23 protein-coding genes are annotated in these 22,549 nt (G+C 38.6%); 2 read left to right on the top strand and 21 right to left on the bottom strand.

Annotated elements, in window-relative coordinates; all coding sequences use genetic code 11:
- Positions 1 to 95 precede the first annotated feature (95 nt).
- The 20 genes from J2X07_RS08735 to gpr all read right to left on the bottom strand — a co-directional run bounded on the left by J2X07_RS08735 (position 96) and on the right by gpr (position 20,134).
- Complete coding sequence (locus J2X07_RS08735; RefSeq protein WP_310258077.1) at positions 96 to 1,058, bottom strand: PhoH family protein; 963 nt, start codon at positions 1,056 to 1,058, stop codon at positions 96 to 98.
- 5 nt (positions 1,059 to 1,063) lie between these two features.
- Positions 1,064 to 2,257 carry a sporulation protein YqfD gene (gene yqfD / locus J2X07_RS08740; RefSeq protein ID WP_310258078.1) on the bottom strand — a complete coding sequence of 398 codons (1,194 nt, stop codon included), beginning with the start codon at positions 2,255 to 2,257 and terminating at the stop codon, positions 1,064 to 1,066.
- Between the two features lie 27 nt (positions 2,258 to 2,284).
- On the bottom strand, positions 2,285 to 2,566 hold the full coding sequence (gene yqfC / locus J2X07_RS08745; RefSeq protein WP_310258079.1) for a sporulation protein YqfC: 282 nt from the start codon (positions 2,564 to 2,566) through the stop codon (positions 2,285 to 2,287).
- A gap of 246 nt (positions 2,567 to 2,812) precedes the next feature.
- Positions 2,813 to 3,235: a hypothetical protein gene (locus J2X07_RS08750; protein ID WP_310258080.1), complete on the bottom strand. Its 423-nt coding sequence runs from the start codon at positions 3,233 to 3,235 to the stop codon at positions 2,813 to 2,815.
- Positions 3,236 to 3,237: 2 nt separating this feature from the next.
- Positions 3,238 to 4,245, bottom strand: a complete 1,008-nt coding sequence (gene floA / locus J2X07_RS08755) for a flotillin-like protein FloA (protein WP_310258081.1) — start codon at positions 4,243 to 4,245, stop codon at positions 3,238 to 3,240.
- Between the two features lie 13 nt (positions 4,246 to 4,258).
- Positions 4,259 to 5,590, bottom strand: coding sequence for an NfeD family protein (locus J2X07_RS08760; RefSeq protein WP_310258082.1), 1,332 nt, complete (start codon positions 5,588 to 5,590; stop codon positions 4,259 to 4,261).
- 102 nt (positions 5,591 to 5,692) lie between these two features.
- Positions 5,693 to 6,136 carry a GatB/YqeY domain-containing protein gene (locus J2X07_RS08765; RefSeq protein WP_310258083.1) on the bottom strand — a complete coding sequence of 148 codons (444 nt, stop codon included), beginning with the start codon at positions 6,134 to 6,136 and terminating at the stop codon, positions 5,693 to 5,695.
- Between the two features lie 14 nt (positions 6,137 to 6,150).
- Positions 6,151 to 6,324, bottom strand: a complete 174-nt coding sequence (gene rpsU, locus J2X07_RS08770; RefSeq protein WP_066237650.1) for a 30S ribosomal protein S21 — start codon at positions 6,322 to 6,324, stop codon at positions 6,151 to 6,153.
- 150 nt (positions 6,325 to 6,474) lie between these two features.
- Positions 6,475 to 7,149 (bottom strand): deoxyribose-phosphate aldolase, encoded by a 675-nt coding sequence (deoC, locus tag J2X07_RS08775; RefSeq protein WP_310258084.1) that lies wholly within the window; start codon positions 7,147 to 7,149, stop codon positions 6,475 to 6,477.
- Between the two features lie 326 nt (positions 7,150 to 7,475).
- Positions 7,476 to 8,828, bottom strand: coding sequence for a tRNA (N(6)-L-threonylcarbamoyladenosine(37)-C(2))-methylthiotransferase MtaB (gene mtaB, locus J2X07_RS08780; RefSeq protein WP_310258085.1), 1,353 nt, complete (start codon positions 8,826 to 8,828; stop codon positions 7,476 to 7,478).
- Positions 8,829 to 8,832: 4 nt separating this feature from the next.
- Positions 8,833 to 9,585 carry a 16S rRNA (uracil(1498)-N(3))-methyltransferase gene (locus tag J2X07_RS08785; protein ID WP_310258086.1) on the bottom strand — a complete coding sequence of 251 codons (753 nt, stop codon included), beginning with the start codon at positions 9,583 to 9,585 and terminating at the stop codon, positions 8,833 to 8,835.
- Between the two features lie 26 nt (positions 9,586 to 9,611).
- Positions 9,612 to 10,553, bottom strand: coding sequence for a 50S ribosomal protein L11 methyltransferase (prmA, locus tag J2X07_RS08790; protein ID WP_310258202.1), 942 nt, complete (start codon positions 10,551 to 10,553; stop codon positions 9,612 to 9,614).
- Positions 10,554 to 10,591: 38 nt separating this feature from the next.
- Positions 10,592 to 11,704 (bottom strand): molecular chaperone DnaJ, encoded by a 1,113-nt coding sequence (dnaJ, locus tag J2X07_RS08795; protein WP_310258087.1) that lies wholly within the window; start codon positions 11,702 to 11,704, stop codon positions 10,592 to 10,594.
- 172 nt (positions 11,705 to 11,876) lie between these two features.
- Entirely contained in the window at positions 11,877 to 13,712 is a 1,836-nt protein-coding gene (dnaK, locus tag J2X07_RS08800; RefSeq protein ID WP_310258088.1) for a molecular chaperone DnaK, read from the bottom strand.
- A gap of 30 nt (positions 13,713 to 13,742) precedes the next feature.
- Positions 13,743 to 14,306, bottom strand: coding sequence for a nucleotide exchange factor GrpE (gene grpE, locus J2X07_RS08805; RefSeq protein ID WP_310258089.1), 564 nt, complete (start codon positions 14,304 to 14,306; stop codon positions 13,743 to 13,745).
- 22 nt (positions 14,307 to 14,328) lie between these two features.
- Positions 14,329 to 15,354 carry a heat-inducible transcriptional repressor HrcA gene (gene hrcA, locus J2X07_RS08810; protein ID WP_310258090.1) on the bottom strand — a complete coding sequence of 342 codons (1,026 nt, stop codon included), beginning with the start codon at positions 15,352 to 15,354 and terminating at the stop codon, positions 14,329 to 14,331.
- 80 nt (positions 15,355 to 15,434) lie between these two features.
- The gene (gene hemW / locus J2X07_RS08815; protein ID WP_310258091.1) at positions 15,435 to 16,580 is read right to left on the bottom strand and encodes a radical SAM family heme chaperone HemW; all 1,146 of its coding nucleotides are present in this window, start codon (positions 16,578 to 16,580) and stop codon (positions 15,435 to 15,437) included.
- Positions 16,581 to 16,650: 70 nt separating this feature from the next.
- Entirely contained in the window at positions 16,651 to 18,480 is a 1,830-nt protein-coding gene (gene lepA, locus J2X07_RS08820; RefSeq protein ID WP_310258092.1) for a translation elongation factor 4, read from the bottom strand.
- Positions 18,481 to 18,599: 119 nt separating this feature from the next.
- Positions 18,600 to 18,950 (bottom strand): DUF3679 domain-containing protein, encoded by a 351-nt coding sequence (locus tag J2X07_RS08825; protein WP_310258093.1) that lies wholly within the window; start codon positions 18,948 to 18,950, stop codon positions 18,600 to 18,602.
- A gap of 74 nt (positions 18,951 to 19,024) precedes the next feature.
- Complete coding sequence (gene gpr / locus J2X07_RS08830) at positions 19,025 to 20,134, bottom strand: GPR endopeptidase (protein WP_310258095.1); 1,110 nt, start codon at positions 20,132 to 20,134, stop codon at positions 19,025 to 19,027.
- Between the two features lie 157 nt (positions 20,135 to 20,291).
- On the opposite strand from gpr, the gene rpsT reads away from it, so the two are divergent.
- Positions 20,292 to 20,558, top strand: a complete 267-nt coding sequence (gene rpsT, locus J2X07_RS08835) for a 30S ribosomal protein S20 (RefSeq protein ID WP_310258097.1) — start codon at positions 20,292 to 20,294, stop codon at positions 20,556 to 20,558.
- Positions 20,559 to 21,070: 512 nt separating this feature from the next.
- Here rpsT and holA read toward each other — a convergent pair.
- A complete protein-coding gene (holA, locus tag J2X07_RS08840) occupies positions 21,071 to 22,123 on the bottom strand; it encodes a DNA polymerase III subunit delta (RefSeq protein ID WP_310258098.1) in 1,053 nt (350 codons plus the stop codon).
- A 279-nt stretch (positions 22,124 to 22,402) separates the two neighbouring features.
- Between holA and J2X07_RS08845 the strand changes: the two genes are divergently transcribed.
- Complete coding sequence (locus tag J2X07_RS08845) at positions 22,403 to 22,534, top strand: YqzM family protein (protein WP_310258100.1); 132 nt, start codon at positions 22,403 to 22,405, stop codon at positions 22,532 to 22,534.
- Positions 22,535 to 22,549: the final 15 nt, after the last annotated feature.

A 22,549-nucleotide genomic window follows, 5' to 3' on the forward strand; every position in this document is an offset into this window, starting at 1 on the left:
CTCCTTATACTGTGAATCCTATACTAATCTTAGCAAAAGTTGGACAAATATGGTACTTCTTATAATATAAAAAAAGTCTCCCGCTATAGGAGACCTTAATCTTCAGACGATTCATATGCTTCAATAATCCTTTGCACAAGAGGATGTCTTACCACATCTAATTGTTTTAAATAAATAAAATCTATGCCGTTTACTTTTTCCAATCTTTGCTTTGTAACCTTTAAACCAGACTCTTTTCCTCTTGGGAGATCGATTTGGGTGATGTCACCTGTAATAACCATTTTCGATCCGAATCCGAGTCGAGTTAAGAACATTTTCATTTGTTCTGGAGTTGTATTCTGTGCTTCATCCAGAATAACAAAGCTTTCGTCTAAAGTACGTCCTCTCATATACGCTAACGGTGCTATTTCAATCGTTCCGCGTTCAATGAGTCTTTCTGTATGTTCAGCCCCTAAAAGGTCATGCAGAGCATCATAGAGCGGTCGTAAGTATGGGTCTACCTTTTCCTTAAGGTCTCCAGGCAGAAAACCTAAACTTTCACCCGCTTCAACAGCTGGACGTGTTAGTACGATTTTCTTTATTCTGCCATCTTTAAGTGCATTGACTGCCATAACAACTGCTAAGTATGTTTTACCTGTGCCTGCTGGTCCAATTCCAAACACAAGATCTTTTTTTCTCATCGATTGTACATAATGCCGCTGCCCTAGCGTTTTAACACGTATTGGTTTTCCTTTAGCAGTTACCGCAATATCTTCCTCGTAAAGTTCGCTTAATTCATCAAGCATGTTTTTCTCTGCAAGCTGAACGGCGTATACAATATCCCGCTCTGAAATTTTAATTCCTTTTCGAACTAATTTGAGCAGAACAAACAAAGTCTCTTCGACCATCTCTGCTTTATCAAGCTCCCCAGAAACTAAAATATCTTCTCCACGGGTAACTATGCTTACATGGAGCTTATCTTCAATCACCTTTAAGAAGGCATCGTTCGGCCCGAACAATGAAGACGCTTCCGAAGTATTTTCCAGTTGTAATGAATTAAGTCTTTTCGTTTCTGACAAACTACTCATTCTCCTTGTTGGATCGGTATAGGTTGTACAGATGCTATATTTTCTATAACTTGGTAAAGCATCGTTAATGTTACTTTACCATTCGACTCGTTTTGTAGCAAAACTTTTTCGCCATTTATTTTTGCATCGGCAGGAATCTTTTTAAGCAATTCTTTTTTTGCCATCTTCTTTCCAACTGCTATTGCTTCTTTTTTTGTATAAGATCTTTTTACCCCGTCTGTTTCCCTAATTTCTTTTTTCAAATAAGAGAAAGGCGTTTTCCATTTTGCCAAATATAAAGGAGTTTCATTTATTATTTCCGTTTTTGTTTTAAATTCTCCTTCTGAAAAGCCATAAACTGGAATATCTAGACCGAATAATGAAAGATAATGCCTGTTTTTATATTTCCCTGTATATGTCTGAAAAGATGTGCTTAAAGGCACAGATACTTTTGTTTCATACCAAACTTCTCCATAAACCTTTCCTTTTGCACTTACAAGTTTCGTTTTTTTCTCTTTACCAATAAATCCGGATACTAAAAGAGACCCCTTTTGTACATAATCATTTACCGCTATAACAGGTTGTCCCTTTTCAACGAACATGGAATGAATCAATGCTTTTTTTGTTGCTACAAGATGACTTGGTCCGGTTATGGGTTTTTCTTTAGGTATTTCTTTTTGTACAACTTCAAACCGATATGTGGTCCCATGCCTTGTAACACCAATCCATGTTACATTCTCCATCTTTTCAGTCAGCTGTCTTTGTATCTCTCTGACATTCGGCAGCAGGAAAATGAGTTTCCCTTTTGTAATGCCTAATTCAACTGCAGCTTTTTTTAGCTGATATTCCGTCTTAGGATTTGCGCCTGTCACATTTATATTCCAAATCATGTTTGATAATAGAAACAGAATCACAATAAACGAAATCATGCCAATCAAAAACCCATTTCTCTTCCAAATCTTTCTTAGCAAAAATGGCGTACCGTTTTTTTCTTTAATTCTAATTTTGAGTTTCTTTTCTTTTAAGAGTTTCCTTACATTTTGAAAATCAACTACCGAAAGCGAAGCAAGGACTCGTTCATTTTCAAGGGGCTGGATATCCCAAATTTGTATCCCTGAGGCAAGACATGAATTAATAAATGCACTCGACTCTTGTCCTATAATTTCAACACGAATATTCCCTTTAAGATTATGACTCCATTTATTTTTCAAAACGGCCCCTCCCCATTATCTAAAATCCTAATCATTTTCAAAATAGACGGAAGTTATTGTTCCTTCTAAAAGGATTTCTTCCGGCAAAATCGTTTTTATCACAAAGTCACTGCCTTTTATAAGAAGCGTTCCTTGCTTCAGCTTTAGAGCAAGCTGTTCATTAGAAAAAGCTTTGACTCCTCGATGATTCTCTATATAAATGTGTATTTGTCCAATCATTGTGATCCGGGGCAAATCCATTACTACATCTGCTGGTAAATCTAGATTTTGCATCAACCATTTATTTACTTGCTGCCGCAATTTTCCCATATAAAAAAACCCCCTCTCTCCATTTTTATGAGAGAAGGGGGCAAACTATCACACTATTTCAATGTTTTGCGGTTTGTTAAGCTCTTTTTTAAAAGAGTGTTTCTATTGAGACATTTTCGAGAAGTAATTGATTTCCGTTACAGGTTGCTCGCTTTCAGGTGGGTGTGCGGTCCCGACCTACCGCTCCAATTAACTGTTCAATGGAGAGCTTTCAATAACAAAGCTAATAAAAAGCTTACGAGAACGTTAAGATCGCTTTTGCAATGCTTTTGGTTTAGAAAGGATTTCTGACCAGATTACTGCTTTTTTCAATTCTGATTGATTTACTATTAATGAACTTACGATTTCCTTTTCTTTATCTTGATATCGGCTGCGCGCACTTTTCTCTTCTTTTTTCTCAAGGTGGAGGCTGTGTGAATCCGAGGCTTTTAAGCTCATTTCTTTTTGATTGCTTTGTGCTCGGGCTGAATGACTACCTGTTTCAGCTTGTGATACAAAAGGAGATACTTGCTGCTTTGGTCTTTCCATTCTCTTTTTAGATGGTTCAGGTCTGTGTCCCGCTTTCGTTTCATTCATCCTTTTAATAAAACTAAAGATTCCACCGGCCACCAGGATGACAAAAGCGATATTACTGAACAATAGATCAATAACCGCTTCTATGATTTTCATCCTTACATCTTCCGTCCTTTTCCATTGTTGTTATCTTCAGAATCAGAAGACTTGCTGATTGATTCACGCATCGTAGTGTCGGCCATGATGTTTTTCATGTTCATATAATCCATCACTCCCATATTACCTGAACGAAGCGCTTCTGCTAATGCCATCGGCACTTCTGCCTCAGCTTCCACTACCTTCGCATGCATCTCTTGTACTCTTGCTTTCATCTCTTGTTCAGTAGCCACTGCCATTGCACGTCTTTCCTCAGCTTTCGCTTGAGCAATATTTTTATCAGCCATCGCCTGATCAGTCTGCAATTCTGCACCAATATTTTTACCAATATCAATATCTGCAATATCAATAGATAGGATTTCGAAGGCTGTTCCTGAATCGAGGCCCTTTGAAAGTACCGTTTGGGAAATCAAATCAGGGTTTTCAAGTACTTTTTTATGGTTCTCTGATGATCCAATTGTACTTACGATTCCCTCGCCAACACGAGCAATTACTGTTTCCTCACCAGCTCCCCCGACAAGTCGTTCTATGTTAGCACGGACAGTAATTCTCGCTTTTGCTTTAACTTCAATCCCGTTCATAGCCACCCCTGCAATAAAGGGAGTTTCTATCACTTTAGGATTAACACTCATTTGAACGGCTTCTAATACATCGCGCCCTGCAAGATCTATAGCTGCTGCACGTTCAAAGCTTAGTTCGATGTTAGCTCTATGTGCTGCAATAAGTGCATTAACAACTCGGTCTACGTTCCCTCCGGCTAAATAATGACTTTCCAGCTGATTTGTACTTAAATCCAAACCTGCTTTTACTGCTTTTATCAACGGGTTGATTACACGGTTTGGAATTACCCTTCTTAACCTCATCCCTACAAGAGTAAAAATACCGACTCTCACACCTGCAGCTAATGCAGAAATCCAGAGCATAACAGGAACAAACGTTAATAAGATGGCCAATACAATAACAACTAACCCGATAATCACGATACTTGCAATTGAACCTAATCCCAGCATTTACAACACACTCCTAATTTATATTTTCTTCAACAAGCCTGACAACCACACGGCCGCCATTTACTTTTATTATTTTGATCAATGCATCATTTTTTATATAAGATCCCTCCGTTACAACGTCAATCAATTCATCATCTATTCTTATGGTTCCAGACGGACGGAGAGGAGTCACTGTTCTTCCGGTTTTGCCAATCAGGTCTATTCTCTCCTGATGGGACAGATACCCTTTATCTGAGCTAGTAGAATCAAAAAGAACCAGTCGTTTTAAGGGACCATTATAACCAAATGAGCGAATAAAGAAATAAGAACCGATTATCGTAACGATAATCGCGATAGAAATAGCAATTAAAATACCTGACAAAGTTCCACCAGCGAGAATCAATCCTGTTAGCACGGAAACCACCCCAAATATTCCTATTATTCCTCCAGGCAGAAATAATTCTAAAAATAGTAATACTAAGCCAATTACAAACAAAAGTATGGACTCCCATCCAGCTAACCCTGCTAGTAAATGACCATAGAAAAATAAAAATAAAGAAATCAATCCGACTGAACCTGCAATTCCAAAACCAGGCGTGTACAGTTCAAGTACAAGTCCTAAACTCCCTAAAGAAAGTAAAATAGGCACCACGACAGGATTCGTAACAAAACGGGCAATTTTATCAGCTAATGTAGGTTTTGCATCAATAATTTTAGCGTCTTCGAGTCCCAAATAAGCTAAAAGTTCCTCACGATCCTCTGCAATTTTTTCTGCATAGCCAACCTTAACGGCTTCACTGGCTGTTAAAGTAAGTAATTCTCCTTTTTTAAGATGAAGATCTGGAATCTCAATGCTAGGACTCACCATTGCTTCAGCATATAACGGATTTCGATTGTTAAGTTCAGCAGCTGCCAGCATTTCAGCTTTCCATGCGGATTCTGCTTTTTTTCCGGCTGTATTTCCTTGGCTGTCAATAACTGCAGCAGAACCGATCGTAGTAGAGGGTTTCATCACAATCTGATCTGCATTTAAGGCAATATAAGCACCGGCAGAGAAAGCATTTTTGACAACATACGCAGTGATAGGAATGTCAGTTTCTCTCATTAATTTAGCTATATGTATTGCAGCGTCTACACGGCCACCAGGGGTATAAATTTCAAACACAATGTGATCAGTTCCATTTTCTTCTGCTTCTTCAATATTTCTTTTTAAGAAAGCTTCAAGACCTCGCTCGACTTCATCTTCAACAGGTATAAAAGTGACAGTCTTCCCTTTGCCTGCAGAAAGAACTTGATGATTGGACATCAATCCACAAATTCCCCAAATAACGCATAACATGAAAATCAATATACGTCCCTTTTTCACAGCGATCCCCCCTTCTTGTCTATTTTACGTATTAAGCTGGTAAAAGTTTCAATAAAATAAGAAAACGCCCTGTAAATATTACAGAGCGTTTGTCAATTTCAATTATGATAATTGTTGCTGAACAATACGGTTAACGAGTCCGCCATCGGCTTTCCCTTTAACTTTCGGCATAAGTGCACCCATAACTTTACCCATTTCGGCTTTAGAGGAAGCACCTGTCTCTGAAATCGTTTGTGCAACGATTTCAATAAGTTCTTCTTCAGAAAGCTGCTTAGGCAAGTATGGCGTTAGTACAGCAATTTCTTCGTTCAGGCCAGCCACCAGATCGTCACGGCCTGCTTTTTCGAATTCTTGGAGGGAGTCTTTTCTTTGTTTCATTTCGCGTACAAGTACGGTCAGCTCTTCTTCCTCATTTAATTCGCGTCCCTGCTTGATGGCCTCGTTTTGAATAGATGCCTTTAGCATACGAATAACTGAAAGCTTTAGCTTGTCTTTGTCCTTCATCGCTTGTTTCATATCTTGATTTAATGTATCAAGAAGACTCATACCTTACACCTCGCTTAGAACTTACGCTTTCTTGCTGCCTCAGCCTTCTTCTTACGCTTTACGCTTGGCTTTTCATAATGCTTGCGTTTTTTAACTTCAGCCAATGTTCCATCTTTGGAAACGGATCTTTTAAAACGACGAAGAGCATCATCAATGGATTCATTCTTGCGAATACGTGTTTCTGCCATTTGTATTTCCCTCCCTCCAGACCACCCTTACATAAATAGTAAAGATGCGTCACATATCTTTTGCCATTATAATATATCCTTGTAATACGGTCAACTTAATTTAAACAAGTTGATTTCGGAGAGAAATCGCAACAATTTTCAAACAAAAAATTAATAATCAGAAGTAGAAGTTCCGCCTTCGACAATTGCAATTCCAGCACTTGCCCCGATACGTGTAGCACCAGCTTCGATCATCGCCAATGCTGTTTCACGGTCTCTGACAGCACCTGAAGCTTTAACTCCGATATTTGGCCCAACTGTTTCACGCATTAATTTAACATCTGCAACAGTCGCTCCTCCAGTAGAGAATCCTGTAGAAGTTTTAACAAAGTCAATTCCAGCTTTAACTGCAATTTCACATGCTTTCACTTTTTCTTCATCAGTTAAAAGTGAAGTTTCAATGATTATTTTTGTAAGTGCTTTTCCTTTTGCAGCTTCTACAACAGCTCTAACATCTTTTTCAACGAGTTCATAGTTGCCGTCTTTTAATGCGCCGATGTTGATTACCATGTCAACTTCAGTTGCACCATTTTCAATCGCATTCTTAGTTTCGAACGCTTTTACTTCAGGAGTATTCGCTCCTAGAGGGAAACCGATTACCGTACAAACGGCTACATCAGAACCTTTTAATTGTTCGAATGCTGTATATACCCATGCAGGATTAACACACACGGAAAAGAAATTATATTTTTTCGCTTCTTCACAAAGTGTCAGAATTTCTTTTTTTGTAGTTTCAGCTTTTAAAGCTGTGTGATCAATCATTCTTGCAACATTTAAATTGTTCATATAAAACAATCCTTTCTGAACTAAAAATCTTCATTACTGTAGTATAATACCAAAACTTTTAACAAAAATCGAGCATTTACATAAATTTGTCTGACGACTGACCTCTATTTTTTTAAAAGGTCGTTTTCGTACACTTTGCTGCCCTTAAAAGCAGTTACTTGGCGATCTACGGGGAGTCTCTCACCTATCTCTCCTATAAACATGGCAATAAAGTGAATGATTGTTCAAGAAAGATGATTCAATCTTAAACAATCACATCAACAGATTCATTTTATCCTGCTAAAAATTTCCGCTACGCAAAAACATCCTGGCTTAACCCCAGGATGTTAGTTGTTTACAGCTTCTTTTATATTTTCAGATGCTTCTTCTTTAACAAAGATCCCTTTGTTATAAGGATACCCAGCTTCAGTAATTTTTACTTTCACCAATTTTCCAATCATGTTTTCGTTGCCTTCGAATACAACTTTTAAGTAGTTGGTCGTATAGCCTACGAATAAATTCATACCAGGCTCGTCTTTAAACTCTTCTTCTGGTATAACTTCAACAACACAATCTTCATAATGTGAAGCATATTCTTTTGCAAGTTGATCTGATAAAGAAATCAGTTTGTGAACGCGTTCGTTTTTCACTTCTTCTGGAACTTGATCTTCCATTTTAGCAGCAGGCGTACCTGTACGTTTGGAGTAAGGGAATACGTGCAGTTCCATAAATTTATGATGTTCAATGAACCGATACGTCTCCATAAATTCTTCTTCTGTTTCTCCAGGAAAACCAACAATAACATCAGATGTTATGGCAAGACCCGGAAGAGCTTCTTTCAGCCTGTCTAAACGTTCACCGAACATCTCCATCGTGTATTTTCTGCGCATTCTTTGAAGAACTGTATTCGAACCTGATTGCAATGGAATGTGAAGGTGAGGCACGACCTTATTAGATTTCCCGATTACTTCAATCACTTCATCCGTGATTTGACTCGCTTCAATAGATGAAATACGAATTCGTTTTAGTCCAATAACTTTTTCATCCATGTCAGAAAGCAGTTTGGCAAACGAATAGTCTTTCATATCCTCACCATAGCCAGCTGTATGAATACCAGTTAAAACGATTTCTTTATAGCCAGCATCCACTAATTGCTGAGCTTGAGTTAGAACATCCTCGGGTTTTCTGGAGCGCAGCAAACCTCTTGCCCATGGAATAATGCAGAATGTGCAAAAATTATTGCATCCTTCTTGGATTTTCAATGATGCTCTTGTTCGATCTGTAAATGCAGGTACATCCAGTTCTTCATAAACACGAGCTTTCATGATATTCGAAACGCCATTGATAGGCATACGTTCCTCTTTATATTGCTCAATGTAAATCAGCATCTTGGAGCGATCTTGGGTACCGACTACCACATCCACTCCTGGAATCGCCATGATCTCTGCAGGAGAGGTTTGAGCATAACAACCGGTAACACAAATAACCGCATTTGGATTTTTACGAATCGCTCGTCTGATCACTTGCCGGCTTTTTTTATCACCAGTGTTTGTTACGGTACACGTGTTTATCACATAAACATCTGCAGTGCCTTCAAACTCGGTTCTTTCATAGCCCTCTGATTTAAACAGCTGCCAAATAGCTTCTGTTTCATAATGATTTACTTTACAGCCTAATGTATGAAAAGCAACGGATGGCATAATCTCACCCCTTTAATTCAATGTGATAGGAAATAGCAGATAATATATACAATGGTGCGGTCTCAGTCCGAAGAATTCTTGGACCTAGTCCGCATAATTCAAATCCATGGTCAGCCAATATCTTCGCTTCCTTTTCACTGATACCGCCTTCAGGACCAATCACACATAGTATAGAATCTCCGTTTTCCAGTGCACGCAAAGAAGTGGCAAAACGGCTTGATTCCTGAAGTTTCGCTTCTTCTTCATATGCGGCGATTTTTATCTTATAACGTTCCGCTATTTTTAGCAAATCAGAAAAATTTCCTGGATCTAAAATCTCAGGAATCCTGCTTCTATGGGATTGTTCAGCAGCTTCTTTTGCTATCTTTTCTAAGCGTTCTTTCTTTTTTACAGCTTTCTTATCATCCCATTTCACAATGGAGCGGTCTGCTGTAAATGGAAAGAAATCACTTGCTCCGAGTTCTGTTCCCTTTTGAATGATATATTCAAGCTTATCTGCTTTCGGCAATCCTTGTGCGATAGTAACATGAACCGGCAATTCAGATAATGACGCTATATCACTCTTAATACATGCATCTACTTTGTCGCCATCAAAATCAATGATTTCACATGTGGCAGACCGGCCTTTATTATCACAGCAAATAATGGAGTCTCCCGCTTTCATCCTCATAACCTTTGATATGTGTTTAGCGTCTTCTCCTGAAACAAAAACACGATCTTCGGTCCAGTGATTTGATGGGACAAAGTATCTTTGCATTGTATAGCACTTCCTATTCTTATTGTTTATTCCTTATTTTGCGCAACAATCGCGACCCAATCTTCCATTTCTAGGATTTCGACGATCGTAAATCCTTGTTGTTCCAACTTTTCTTTTACATCGCGCTTTTTGCCTTGAATAATTCCAGACGTAATAAAATAACCGCCTGGCTTTAATACTTTAGCAGTGTCCTCCACGAACAATAAAATGATTTCAGCCAGAAGATTGCCAACGATTAGGTCAACAGAGCTATTGATGCCTTTTAATAAGTCATTTTGCTCCACTTGAACTTTTTCATTCACTTTGTTCAGCTTAACATTTAATCTTGCACTGTTTACCGCTACTTCATCAAGATCATAAGCATCGACTTTCTTAGCACCTAACATAGCTGATGCAATACTTAATACACCAGAACCTGTACCCACATCAATGACAGTGTCACCTTCACGGATATACTTCTCTATAGCCTGCAGACTCATCACAGTTGTTGGATGAGTTCCTGTCCCGAATGCCATGCCAGGATCGAGTTCGATGATCAGCTCATCTGAATGCACAGGCTGATAATCTTCCCAAGTCGGCGTGATCGTTATTCTTTTAGATATTTTCACCGGTTTATAGTACTTCTTCCAAGCTGTTGCCCATTCTTCTTCATTTACTTCAGAGATTGAAATCGTGTTCGCGCCAATATCAATATCATATTTAACAAGGTTGGTAATCGCTTGTTTGATTTCTTCTACGGTCTCACCTAAAAAACTGTTAACTGGAAGATACGCTTTTAAAATAACACCTTCAGAAGGATAATCAGACGGATTCAGTTGATAGATTTCGCCAAAAACAGACTGACGTTCCTTTGAAAGGTCATCCACATCTTCAATCACAACTCCGCTCGCTCCTGCTTCATGTAAAATATTCGATACTGGTTCAACAGCTTCCTGAGTAGTGTGGATGCTAATTTCTGACCATTTCATCATATCAACTCCGTTTCAAGATTAAGAAGGTGCACCATTTACTCACCTTTAAAAGCACGTTTTACTTTGTCAAAGAAACCATCTTGCTGTTCGTCTGGAAGCGTCCCGCTTATTTCAGAAAAATCGCGAAGCAATTGTTTTTGTTTTTCAGTTAAGTTTTTAGGTGTAACAATCTTAACTTGAATATGCTGATCTCCCTGACCGCGCCCGTGAACGTTCTTCACGCCCTTACCTCTAAGGCGGAAATGAGTGCCAGTTTGTGTTCCAGCAGGGATCTTTAATTTAACTTTCCCATACAATGTAGGCACTTCAATTTCATCACCAAGTGCCACTTGAATGAATGTTAATGGCATCTCACAAAAGATATCATCTCCATCACGTTCAAAGAATTCATGTTCTGCCACTTGGAAAACAACGTAAAGATCACCAGCCGGACCGCCATTTGCACCTGGTTCACCATGACCTGCCATACGAATCTGCTGTCCATTATCAACACCCGCAGGTACTTTAACAGATAGCTTTTTATTTTTACGGACTTTACCAGCTCCGTGGCATGTCTTACATTTTTCCTTAATAATTTTCCCTTTACCGCTGCAGTGATTACAAACTCTTCGATTAACGATTCGTCCAAAAGGTGTGTTTTGTTCTACGTTTAATTGGCCGCTGCCGTTACAATGAGTACAAGTTTCAGGCTTTGTACCTGGTTTTGCACCAGATCCGAAGCATGTGTCACACGTTTCTTCAGTAGGGATTGAAATCTCTGTTTCTTTTCCGAAAACAGCTTCTTCAAAAGATAGACGCAGCCCGTATTGGAGATCGTTTCCTTGCCGCGGAGCATTTGGATTGCGTCTCCCGCCTCCGCCTCCGAAGAACATGTCAAAAATATCGCCAAAGCCTCCAAAATCAGCTCCGCCTGCTCCAAACCCTTGGTTTGGATCTGTGTGGCCAAATTGATCATAATGAGCCTTTTTCTGTGGATCACTTAGTGTTTCATATGCATCTTTAACTTCTTTAAATTTTGTTTCCGCATCTGCCTCTTTGTTCACATCTGGATGATACTGTCTGGCAAGCTTACGGTATGCTTTTTTTACCTCATCACTTGAGGCGTTCTTATTTAATCCAAGTACTTCGTAATAATCTCGTTTACTCATTTTAAGACACTCCCGAATTCTCACATAAAAGTTATCTTACCATTGAATACCACCTGACTCAAGACGAAACTGCAAACCTTACATTTTGTCAAAAGTCTGTCATATACTGTTGCTTTATTCAGAAAAAAAGTCAAAGTCAAGATAGCCTGACTTTGACTTTTTATTGCTAAATTTATTTCTTATCGTCGTTAACTTCTTCGTAGTCTGCATCAACGATATTGTCATCATTCTTGCTGGATGATTGTCCTTCTGCATTTCCTTGTTCAGCTTGAGCTTGTTGAGCAGCTTGCTCGTATAACTTAACTGAAAGCTGTTGAACGATTTCACTTAAAGCATCTTTTTCTTTCTTGATCGCTTCAATATCATTGCCTTCAAGTGCTTTCTTTAAGCTTTCTTTTGCTTCTTCTGCTTTCTTCACTTCAGCTTCATCCACTTTGTCTTCAAGGTCTTTTAACGTCTTGTCAACAGTGAAAACTAACTGATCTGCTTCATTTCTAGTATCGATCTCTTCACGTTTCTTTTTATCAGCTTCAGCGTTTTCTTCAGCGTCTTTTACCATGCGATCGATTTCTTCATCAGATAATCCAGTTGAAGATTTAATCGTAATGGATTGTTCTTTGTTTGTTCCAAGATCTTTAGCTCGTACATTAACAATACCATTCGCATCAATATCAAAGCTTACTTCGATTTGAGGAACTCCGCGTGGAGCTGGAGGAATCTCAGATAATTGGAATCTTCCAAGTGTCTTGTTATGAGCAGCCATTTCACGCTCACCTTGTAGAACATGAATATCTACAGATGTTTGGTTATCAGCTGCTGTAGAGAATACTTGTGATTTGGATGTCGGAATCGTCGTATTCCGATCGATCAATCTTGTAAATACGCCACCCATTGTTTCGATACCTAATGAAAGTGGAGTTACGTCAAGAAGAACAACGTCTTTTACATCCCCAGCTAAAACTCCACCTTGAATCGCAGCACCAAGAGCAACCACTTCATCAGGGTTTACACCTTTGTGAGGATCTTTGCCAGTGAATTTCTTGATTGCTTCTTGAACAGCCGGAATACGAGTAGATCCACCTACAAGAATAACTTTATCAATATCAGATGGTGTCATTCCAGCATCGTTTAATGCTTGGCGAGTTGGTCCCATCGTACGCTCTACTAGATCAGAAGATAAATCTTCAAACTTAGCACGAGATAAGTTTAACTCTAAGTGTTTTGGTCCTGTTGCATCAGCTGTGATAAACGGTAAAGAAATCTGTGTAGATGCTACACCAGAAAGATCTTTTTTCGCTTTTTCTGCAGCATCTTTCAAACGTTGAAGAGCCATTTTATCTTGCGAAAGATCGATTCCGTTTTCTTTCTTGAATTCACTTACTAAATAATCAATGATGACTTGGTCAAAATCATCTCCGCCAAGTTTGTTGTCTCCTGAAGTAGACTTAACTTCGAAGAAACCATCACCTAGTTCAAGAATCGATACGTCAAATGTACCGCCGCCAAGGTCAAAGACAAGAATCGTTTGATCTTCATCTTTTTCTAATCCGTACGCTAATGCTGCAGCAGTTGGTTCGTTTACGATACGTTCAACTTGAAGACCAGCGATTTGTCCAGCATCTTTTGTTGCTTGACGCTGAGCATCATTGAAATAAGCTGGAACTGTAATTACAGCTCTTTCAACCTTTTCTCCAAGATAATCTTCTGCATGTGATTTAAGCTTTTGAAGAATGATTGCTGAAATCTCTTGAGGTGTATACTCTTTTCCTTCAACTGTTTCCTTATGGTCAGTACCCATATAACGCTTGATAGACATGATTGTATTCGGGTTTGTAACCGCTTGGCGTTTGGCTACTTCACCGACAGAACGATCTCCGTCTTTAAATGCTACTACAGATGGTGTCGTACGGTTTCCTTCCGGGTTTGGAATTACTACCGCTTCTCCACCTTCCATTACAGCAATACAAGAGTTTGTTGTACCTAAGTCAATACCGATGATTTTACTCATGTTTTTTCCCTCCATAAACATATGTAGTTTTTATGCGTTAACTTTTACCATTGCAGGACGAATTACACGATCCTTAAGCATATACCCTTTTTGCAGTTCCTCGATCACAGTATTTGAATCAAACTCAGCATCTTCAACTTGCATAACTGCCTGATGAAGATTCGGATCAAACTTTTCGCCAACTGTTGGAACTTCTGTCAACCCTTCTTGTCTCAAAGCATCTACTAATTGACGATGAACCATTTCCATCCCTTGAATCAAGGTCTTTGTCTGGTCATTCGTAGCTTCTGTTTTTAAAGCACGCTCAAAGTTATCTAGAGCTGGCAATATTTGTTCAAGCAAACTTTGAGATTTATATTTCAAGCTTGCAGCTTGTTCCTCTCGTGTACGGCGTCTGAAGTTATCATAATCCGCCTGTAACCGCAGGTTTCGCTGTGAAGATTCTTCAAGCTTCGCTTCTAGCTCCTGAATTTTCTGCTGTTCTTCAGTTAATGTTTCTTCTACTGATTCCTCAGCTGTAAATTCGTCAGTTGCCGTTTCTTCAGCTGTATTAACCTCTTCTTGTACTTCTGCTTGTGTTTCCTCTTTGCTCATGCTTTTCACCTCCCTATACTGACTAATTAGAAAAATCGTTTAAACGCTTTGTCATTTCTTTTGATAACGAATCTAAAAGTGAAATAACTTTTTTATATTCCATCCTTGTTGGACCGATTAAAGAAATGGTGCCAAGATGCTTGCCATGCATTGTATATGAAGCATTTATGACACTGCAATTCCTCATTGCCTCATGTTCATTTTCAGTTCCAATCTTAACAGTAACACCTTTTACAGTCGAGGAAACAAGCTGCTCCATAAGTTCCTGTGTTTCAAGAAAATCAAGTAAAGGTCTAACCTTATCTAAATCTCTAAATTCAGGCTGTGAGAGCATGTTGGTTTTACCGCCGTAGAACAGATTCGCTTTTTTACTCCACAATAACAGCTGATCTAAAAAAACATCCATGTTTTGATAACTTCTTAAATGTTTTTTAAATACGGCTGATAATTCTGAATGAATTCGGTTATTCAGCTCAACCAATCGAACGCCGGATAGTCTTTCGTTTAATATATTCACCAATTTCTCGAGATCCGCTGGCTCAATATGGTCAGGCAAGTAAATTTGTCTGTTTTCAACGTGTCCTGTATTTGTTACAAATATGGCAACCGCCATTTGCGAAGATAATGGAATGATCTGCAAATGACGCAGCTTCATATTCATGGCTTTTGGTCCGAGTACAACTGCCGTATAGTTCGTCAAATCAGAAAGAATTTTTGCAGAGTGATCAAATAATGCTTCAGCCTCCACCATTTTTTCCGTAAACAACAAGTCCGCTGTTCCTGTTTCATTCTTTGCTAATGAAAGAGAGGGCAATAAATGATCAACGTAAAACCTATAGCCTTTTTCAGACGGAATCCTCCCTGATGAAGTATGGGTTTTTTCTAAAAAGCCCAGATCTTCTAAATCTGCAAGTTCGTTTCGGATTGTTGCAGGACTAAAAGTAATGTCTTCTCTTTTTGAGATCGTCCGGGAACCTACAGGCTCGACATGCTTAATGTAATCATCTATTAAAACACGCAAGATAAAAAGTTGGCGCTCCGTTAACATCTCATCACCCCATTTGTTAGCACTCCTTTAGAGCGAGTGCTAAATCTATAATATAAGTTACCAAAAGGGACTCTTTATTGTCAATCTAAAACTACACCAATAAATTCTTGAAAAACTTCATTTCCCAGCGGAATTCCATCTTTCGTTAAAAAGAGCTGGTCTCCTTCTGTTTTTAGCCATCCCTTTTGGATCATTCTATCGATCGGCTCTTTGTATATTTCAAACATCGATTTGCCATACCTTGCTTTAAATTGCTGATCTGAAACACCTTCTTGTTTTCTAAGTCCCATAAACATTTCTTCTTCTATTTTTTCAGCCAGCGAAACGGTATGCTCCTCTGTGTAAGGAAAACCCGTTTCTTTTATTAAGTTCATGTAGTGTTTAAGAGGTCCTGCATTTTTTCGCCTTACCCCTTCTACATAACTGTGCGCTCCAGCCCCAATGCCAAAATATTCATTATTGTTCCAGTATTGGAGATTATGTTTACTTTCATAACCTGGAATTGCAAAATTACTGATTTCGTATTGCCTGTACCCTTTTTTCGCTAATGACTCGATCAAATAGTCATACATCGCAGCCTCAAGCTCATGCTCCGGCAGCTCAAGTTTTCCTTTTTGAGCAAGATTATAGAATACAGTCTTTTTTTCGATTTGAAGAGAATAAGAGGAAATATGCGGAACATCCAGAAATAAAGCTTCATCAACGGACCTTTTAAACATCTCCATCGTTTGGCCCGGCAGACCAAACATAAGATCGATCGACATGTTATGAATCCCTGCTTTTTTTGCTTCACGAATTGTTCGATAAACATCTTCTCTAGTATGTGAACGTCCCAGCTTTTTTAATAGTTCAGCTTCAAAAGTCTGCACGCCGATACTCAATCTATTTACGTTGTTATCTTTTAAAACAGCGATCTTTTCTTCCGTAGTTTGTTCTGGATTGGCTTCTACAGTAAATTCTTTCAGTGAATCATTAACAAATACATCATTAACATCTTTTAAAAAAGTTTGCAGTTGCGTTTTGTTCAGAGAAGTAGGCGTTCCTCCGCCAACAAAGATCGTTTCCATTTGATAATTGGGAAAACGCTCCGTGGAATTTACCATTTCTTCTTTCATCGAGTTTAAATATTTTTCTACCGGCTGTTGATGAATAAAAATTTTATTAAAATCACAATAGTGACAAATTTGTGCACAGAACGGAATATGAAGATAAACAGCTTTTAGCATTTTTTCACCGCCTTATTTAAAAAAATAGGAAAGACCGCATTATATCAGTGCGGTCTTTTTATAAATTCAATTATTTGTTTGTGTCGTCCATACGTAGAACGGCCATAAATGCTTCTTGAGGAACGTCGACACGACCGATTGTCTTCATTCTTTTCTTACCTTCTTTTTGCTTATCTAACAGCTTTCTTTTACGTGAAATGTCACCACCGTAACACTTAGCCAAAACATTTTTCCTTAAGGCTTTAATGGTAGAACGGGCTACAATTTTTTGTCCCAACGCCGCTTGAATTGGAACTTCGAATTGTTGACGCGGAATAAGCTCTTTAAGTTTTTCTACAACTACTTTTCCGCGCTCATAAGCAAAGTCTTTGTGGACAATTACGGAAAGAGCATCAATTTTTTCATTGTTCAGCAATATTTCCATCTTAACAAGTTTAGACGGCTTATATCCGATCAATTCGTAGTCTAAAGAAGCATAGCCTTTTGTGCTGGATTTCAATTGATCAAAGAAATCGTAAACGATTTCTGATAACGGAATTTCGTAAAGTACATTTACACGATTGTTTTCCAAATAATCCATCGTCAAGAAAATACCGCGTTTCTTTTGGCAGATTTCCATAATCGTACCGACGTAATCATTCGGTGTCATGATTGACGCTTTTACATAAGGCTCTTCAACCACGCTTATTCTTTGTGCTTCAGGCATATTCGCAGGATTATCTACTACGATTTTTTCGCCATCTGTCAATGTCACATTATAGATAACGCTTGGAGCTGTAGCGATCAGATCGATATTAAATTCCCGCTCGATACGTTCTTGGATAATTTCCATGTGAAGCAAACCAAGGAAGCCGCACCGGAAACCGAAACCTAGTGCTTGGGAAGTTTCAGGCTCAAATTGGAGAGCTGAATCATTTAACACTAATCTTTCTAAAGCTTCACGCAAGTCATTATACTTGGCTGTGTCTACTGGATAGAGTCCGCAATATACCATCGGGTTCATTTTTCTATATCCAGGCAGCGGCTCAGTTGCCCCTTTCACACTGCTAGTGATTGTATCACCAACTTGAGTATCACCCACATTTTTAATGGATGCCGTTAAATAGCCAACATCACCGACGGTCAAGTACTCTTTTTGAACGGCTTTTGGCGTGAATACGCCAAGCTCAAGAACTTCAAACTCTTTACCTGTGGCCATCATTTTGATTTTGTCACCAATCTTCACTGTACCTTCAGCAACACGAATATATGTCACTACACCTCGGTAAGGATCGTACAAGGAATCAAAGATCAACGCTTGGAGAGGTCCTTCAGGATCACCAGATGGAGCAGGAACCTTTTCTACAATCTGCTCCAGGATGTCGACAATCCCGATTCCTGCCTTAGCAGAAGCAAGAACAGCCTCAGATGCATCAAGTCCAATAACGTCTTCTACTTCTTGTCGAACACGTTCCGGTTCTGCACTTGGCAAGTCAATCTTGTTAATGACAGGCAATATTTCCAAGTTGTTTTCTAAAGCTAGATAAACGTTTGCTAACGTTTGAGCTTCGATCCCTTGAGCAGCATCTACGATAAGAAGCGCACCTTCACATGCTGCTAAACTTCTGGAAACTTCGTATGTAAAATCGACGTGCCCGGGTGTATCGATTAGATGGAACGTGTAAACTTCGCCATCTTTCGCTTTATATTGAAGCTGCACTGCGTTTAATTTTATGGTAATACCCCGCTCACGCTCAAGGTCCATAGAGTCCAGTAATTGTTCTTTCATTTCACGTTTTGTTAATGCACTTGTTTCTTCTAAAATACGGTCAGCTAGTGTTGATTTTCCATGATCGATATGTGCGATAATGGAAAAGTTCCGTATTTTTGATTGTCTCTTTAGTTTTTCTTCTCTATTCATTCTACGTTCACTCCTACAATTTTAGGAAAAGTCACTAGCTTTGATTATAGCAATTCAAAGTACCTCTTTCAATCACAACATAAAAAGAACCTTTAAAGGGCACTGCCTCATAAAGGTCCTCATGGCGAAAATACACTTAACATTCCTTGTATGACGGTACCAAGTACAGAAATCATAACACTAAAAAATGAAGATATGCAGGCTGTTAATTTTTTGCCGAGCGCTGAGAATACATTAAACGAATCAACCTTAGCCAACGTTTCTTGTTTTGTTTTCAAATCGTGACTTGAATATTGAGGCTTTATTTGTTTCTGGCTCTTCGCATCAGGTTGAGTAATGGATTCAACAAAACCATTATCTGCTGTTCCTTTTAATTCATTCATTTCTACATGTGTTTTTTGAATCCCTAGCAGAACACCGAATAAAAGCAAGGCTACTAATCCGAAACACTTCAACATAAATTTCGTCAATTTATTTCCTCCTTATTGAAACGAGGATTTACTATTCAAATTTATGCACAAGCTTGTCCATTCATGTCATTCAATTAATGCGTATAAGAAGATGAATTCGTCTGATCAATCTGTCCATGTAAAGCAGTATTTAATCCATTCGCCAAAACATTTGCCATATCTTCAATGAACACATCAACTTCTTTTGGCGTGACCATCAAATTATGGCCAATAGGGGCTAATACTTCCCGAATTAATCTCAGTTTTTCGTCATGCTCGAGAACTCCTACAATTCCTAAAAATGACTTTTTGTGATCATCTTCAGGAAGGTCCTCGTCTGTTAGCACTTTTTTCTCTCCAAACGTCATTCCAGATGGAACTAACGCTTTTGAAGGTTTATCCTTTTCCTTCATTTCCCGTCCGAAATGCTTAAGGATAAAATCGATCGTATCGCTTGTGATTGTAGCAGCATCTACAACAGTTGGAATTCCGATTGAGATAACAGGAATACCCAATGTTTCTTTACTTAATTCTTTACGTTTATTTCCGACACCTGAACCTGGATGGATGCCGGTATTTGAAACTTGAATCGTTGTGTTGACACGTTCGATAGACCTTGATGCAAGCGCGTCAATTGCAATAACAAAATCAGGCTCTACACGTTTTACAATTCCATCGATAATATCACTCGTTTCAATGCCCGTTATTCCCATAACCCCTGGTGATATGGCACAAACCGGCCTAAATCCTTCTTGTACGTTTTCCGGGGCTAAATCGAACAAATGCTTTGTAATGGTAAGATTCTCGACCACAAGCGGTCCCAATGAATCTGGAGTAACGTTCCAGTTTCCTAACCCTACTACCAAACACGTATCTTCTTGCGTTACACCTTGTTCTTGCAGAAATTTATAAAATTCCTCCGCAAAAATTTTCTGAACGGTTTCCTGCAGTTTAGAATCTTTTTCTCGAATGCCCTGAACTTCAAAAGTAATATATAATCCTTCCTTTTTCCCTGTAGTTTCTGCACCCTTTTTATCGATTTCCATCCTTACGCATTTGATGCCTTCTCGATCAACCTCATGTATGATAACACCTTCAAGTGAACTTCTATTGACTGTTTCATCTTCTTTAACGAGCATATCGTGCGCTTCGATCGCTAAATCCGTTCTGACAGAATATGCTTGAAGATCTAAATCTTTCTCCATAAACTACCACCGTCCTTTAAAAGGTATTTTTGCCTCAACTGTTCCTTTTCATTCTTGTATTGCAATTAAAAGGTGGTTTTGATAGAATACTTTGTGTCCTATTTTTTGCAACGGGTACCATCTGTTGCATCATGGTTCATTTAGGGAGGTGAATGGATTGGCTAATATTAAATCAGCGATTAAACGTGTAAAAACGAATGAAAAGCGTCGTGCTCACAACGCTTCACTTAAGTCTGGCATGCGTACTGCAGTTAAAAACTTTGAAGCTCAAGTTGCTTCAAACAATGCAGAAGGTGCTCAAACAGCTTATGTTACTGCTTCTAAGAAAATCGATAAAGCAGCAAACAAAGGACTTATCCATAAAAATGCAGCTTCTCGCCAAAAGTCTCGTCTTGCTAAGGCTTTAAACGGTATTAATGCATAAATTTTAGGATGAAACCGGAAAAACGGCCTTACATACATTGGGTCGTTTTTTATTTTTGACTTAAAACACGAAAAACGCTCATTCATTCAAAAAATGAATGAGCGTTTTTTTATAAATAATGTGAATTCCAGACTTTTTTTCATAATCCCACACTTTTTTTTCATAATCCCAGGTTTTTGATTTATAATCCCACACTCTTTCTCCATATAACCCCGGCTCGTCAACCTTCGACATTCATTCAAAGAACGGAACGTACTCAACATATTGAGTACCGCAAAAACAATGCACCTGCGATTACTCGGTGCAACTCGTAGGTTTTTGCCAGCTTTGCTCGTCACTAACGAAGAGATTCGACGCTTATCATTTTCATATAGTTGTTAATTCAGAAGCAAGAAGGTCGAGGAATTGAAGTTTTGAGGAACGGAACGTATTCATCATACTTGAGTACCGCAAAAACAATTGTGACGAAGAGATTCGACGCTTATCAATTAACAACAAAAAAAGATTAGTTCTTATACCAAAGAACTAACCTGATAACCTTGCGAAAGTTTGATGATTTCCATTTCTAATAATAACGTTTTATCCATTTGACCTGTTTTCATTTTATAATCTGTATCTGCAAACTCAGATAAATAATTTCTCAAAAATGATTCATCGAATTGTTTAGCATGCTGTGCCGCTAATTTTGCTGCATAAGGATGAATCTTCAAGGCTGAAGCGATCTGCTTTTCTCCATAACCCTTCTTCTGCAGCTCTTTCACACCATTGATAATACGGAACTGTCTTGTAAGTAATGCATGGATTTGAATCGGTTCCTGATTTTGTTTCATTAGATCATAAAAGCTTCTCAATGCTTGCTCGGTCCGTTTATGCACCACGTGATCGACTAATCCAAAGACATCATCTTCCAAAGTTCTGGCAACTAATTCATCCACTGTTTCCCTTGTGATTGAACCATTTTGTCCCACATATAAAATCATTTTTTCTAATTCTTTTGATAAAATCCCCAGTTTAGCACCTAATCTTGAAAGCAATAGCTCACTCGCATCTTTTGTTATCGTAACCCCTGCTTGTTCAGCTTCTTTTTGCAGCCATTTCTCTGCCGTTTCATTGCTTAGTTGAGAAACTTGAATAGTTTCAGCTTGGGACTTCAGCTGTTTTACAATTTTCTTTCGTTCATCCAGCTTCTCATGAGGTACAACAATAACGAGAATTGAATAATCTGCTGGATTTTGTATGTACTGCTCAAACACTTTTAAATCATGTTCGATCTTTCCTTTTTCTTTCGCAGCTGTCAAAAAGGCAGCGTTTTTCATAATCACAATACGGCGATCACCTAAAAACGGCATCGTCTCAGCATCTTCCATCACTTCTTGTACAGATATCTCGTCTAAATTATGTATGCTTAAATTAAAGTCTCTCTCATCTGGTGCAAGCAGTGATGAGATGGATTGAATGGCTTCTTCTGCCAGATACAGCTCAGTCCCCCATATTAGATACACGGGTGATATTTTTTTATTCTTTATATTCTTTTTTAATGCATCGATCGTCAGCACTTTTTTCACCTCTCCTTTTATCCTATGAGGAAGATGACTCTTTTGCAAGCAAAAGAAGGAACAGGGCATGATGCCTGTTCCTTCATTTATGATAAACACTAACTCTAAAGACAGCTGTTGTCTTTTGGTTAGCTTTAGTTAGGATATCCTATGCAGCCGATCGTTATCGGTGACAACGTTTAGCAATATTGGTACATTTTTGATAAAATGATGTAAAAGAAAGCATTTTCAGTATGGATTTTTTAAAAGTGATAACGTATACTAAGGATGGATTAGGAGGGTTGCCACATGAACCATTTTGAAAAAGATGTGCAAAGCAAGCGTAACGACCTAATTGATTCCGGAATGGGTTTTATCGTATCTTTTGGCTTTTTTACAGTTATTTTCGCCATCGGAATCATCCTGAAAGCTATTGCATAATACATAAAAAAGAGC

The organism is Fictibacillus barbaricus, from assembly GCF_031457135.1.
Lineage (GTDB): Bacteria > Bacillota > Bacilli > Bacillales > Fictibacillaceae > Fictibacillus > Fictibacillus barbaricus_A.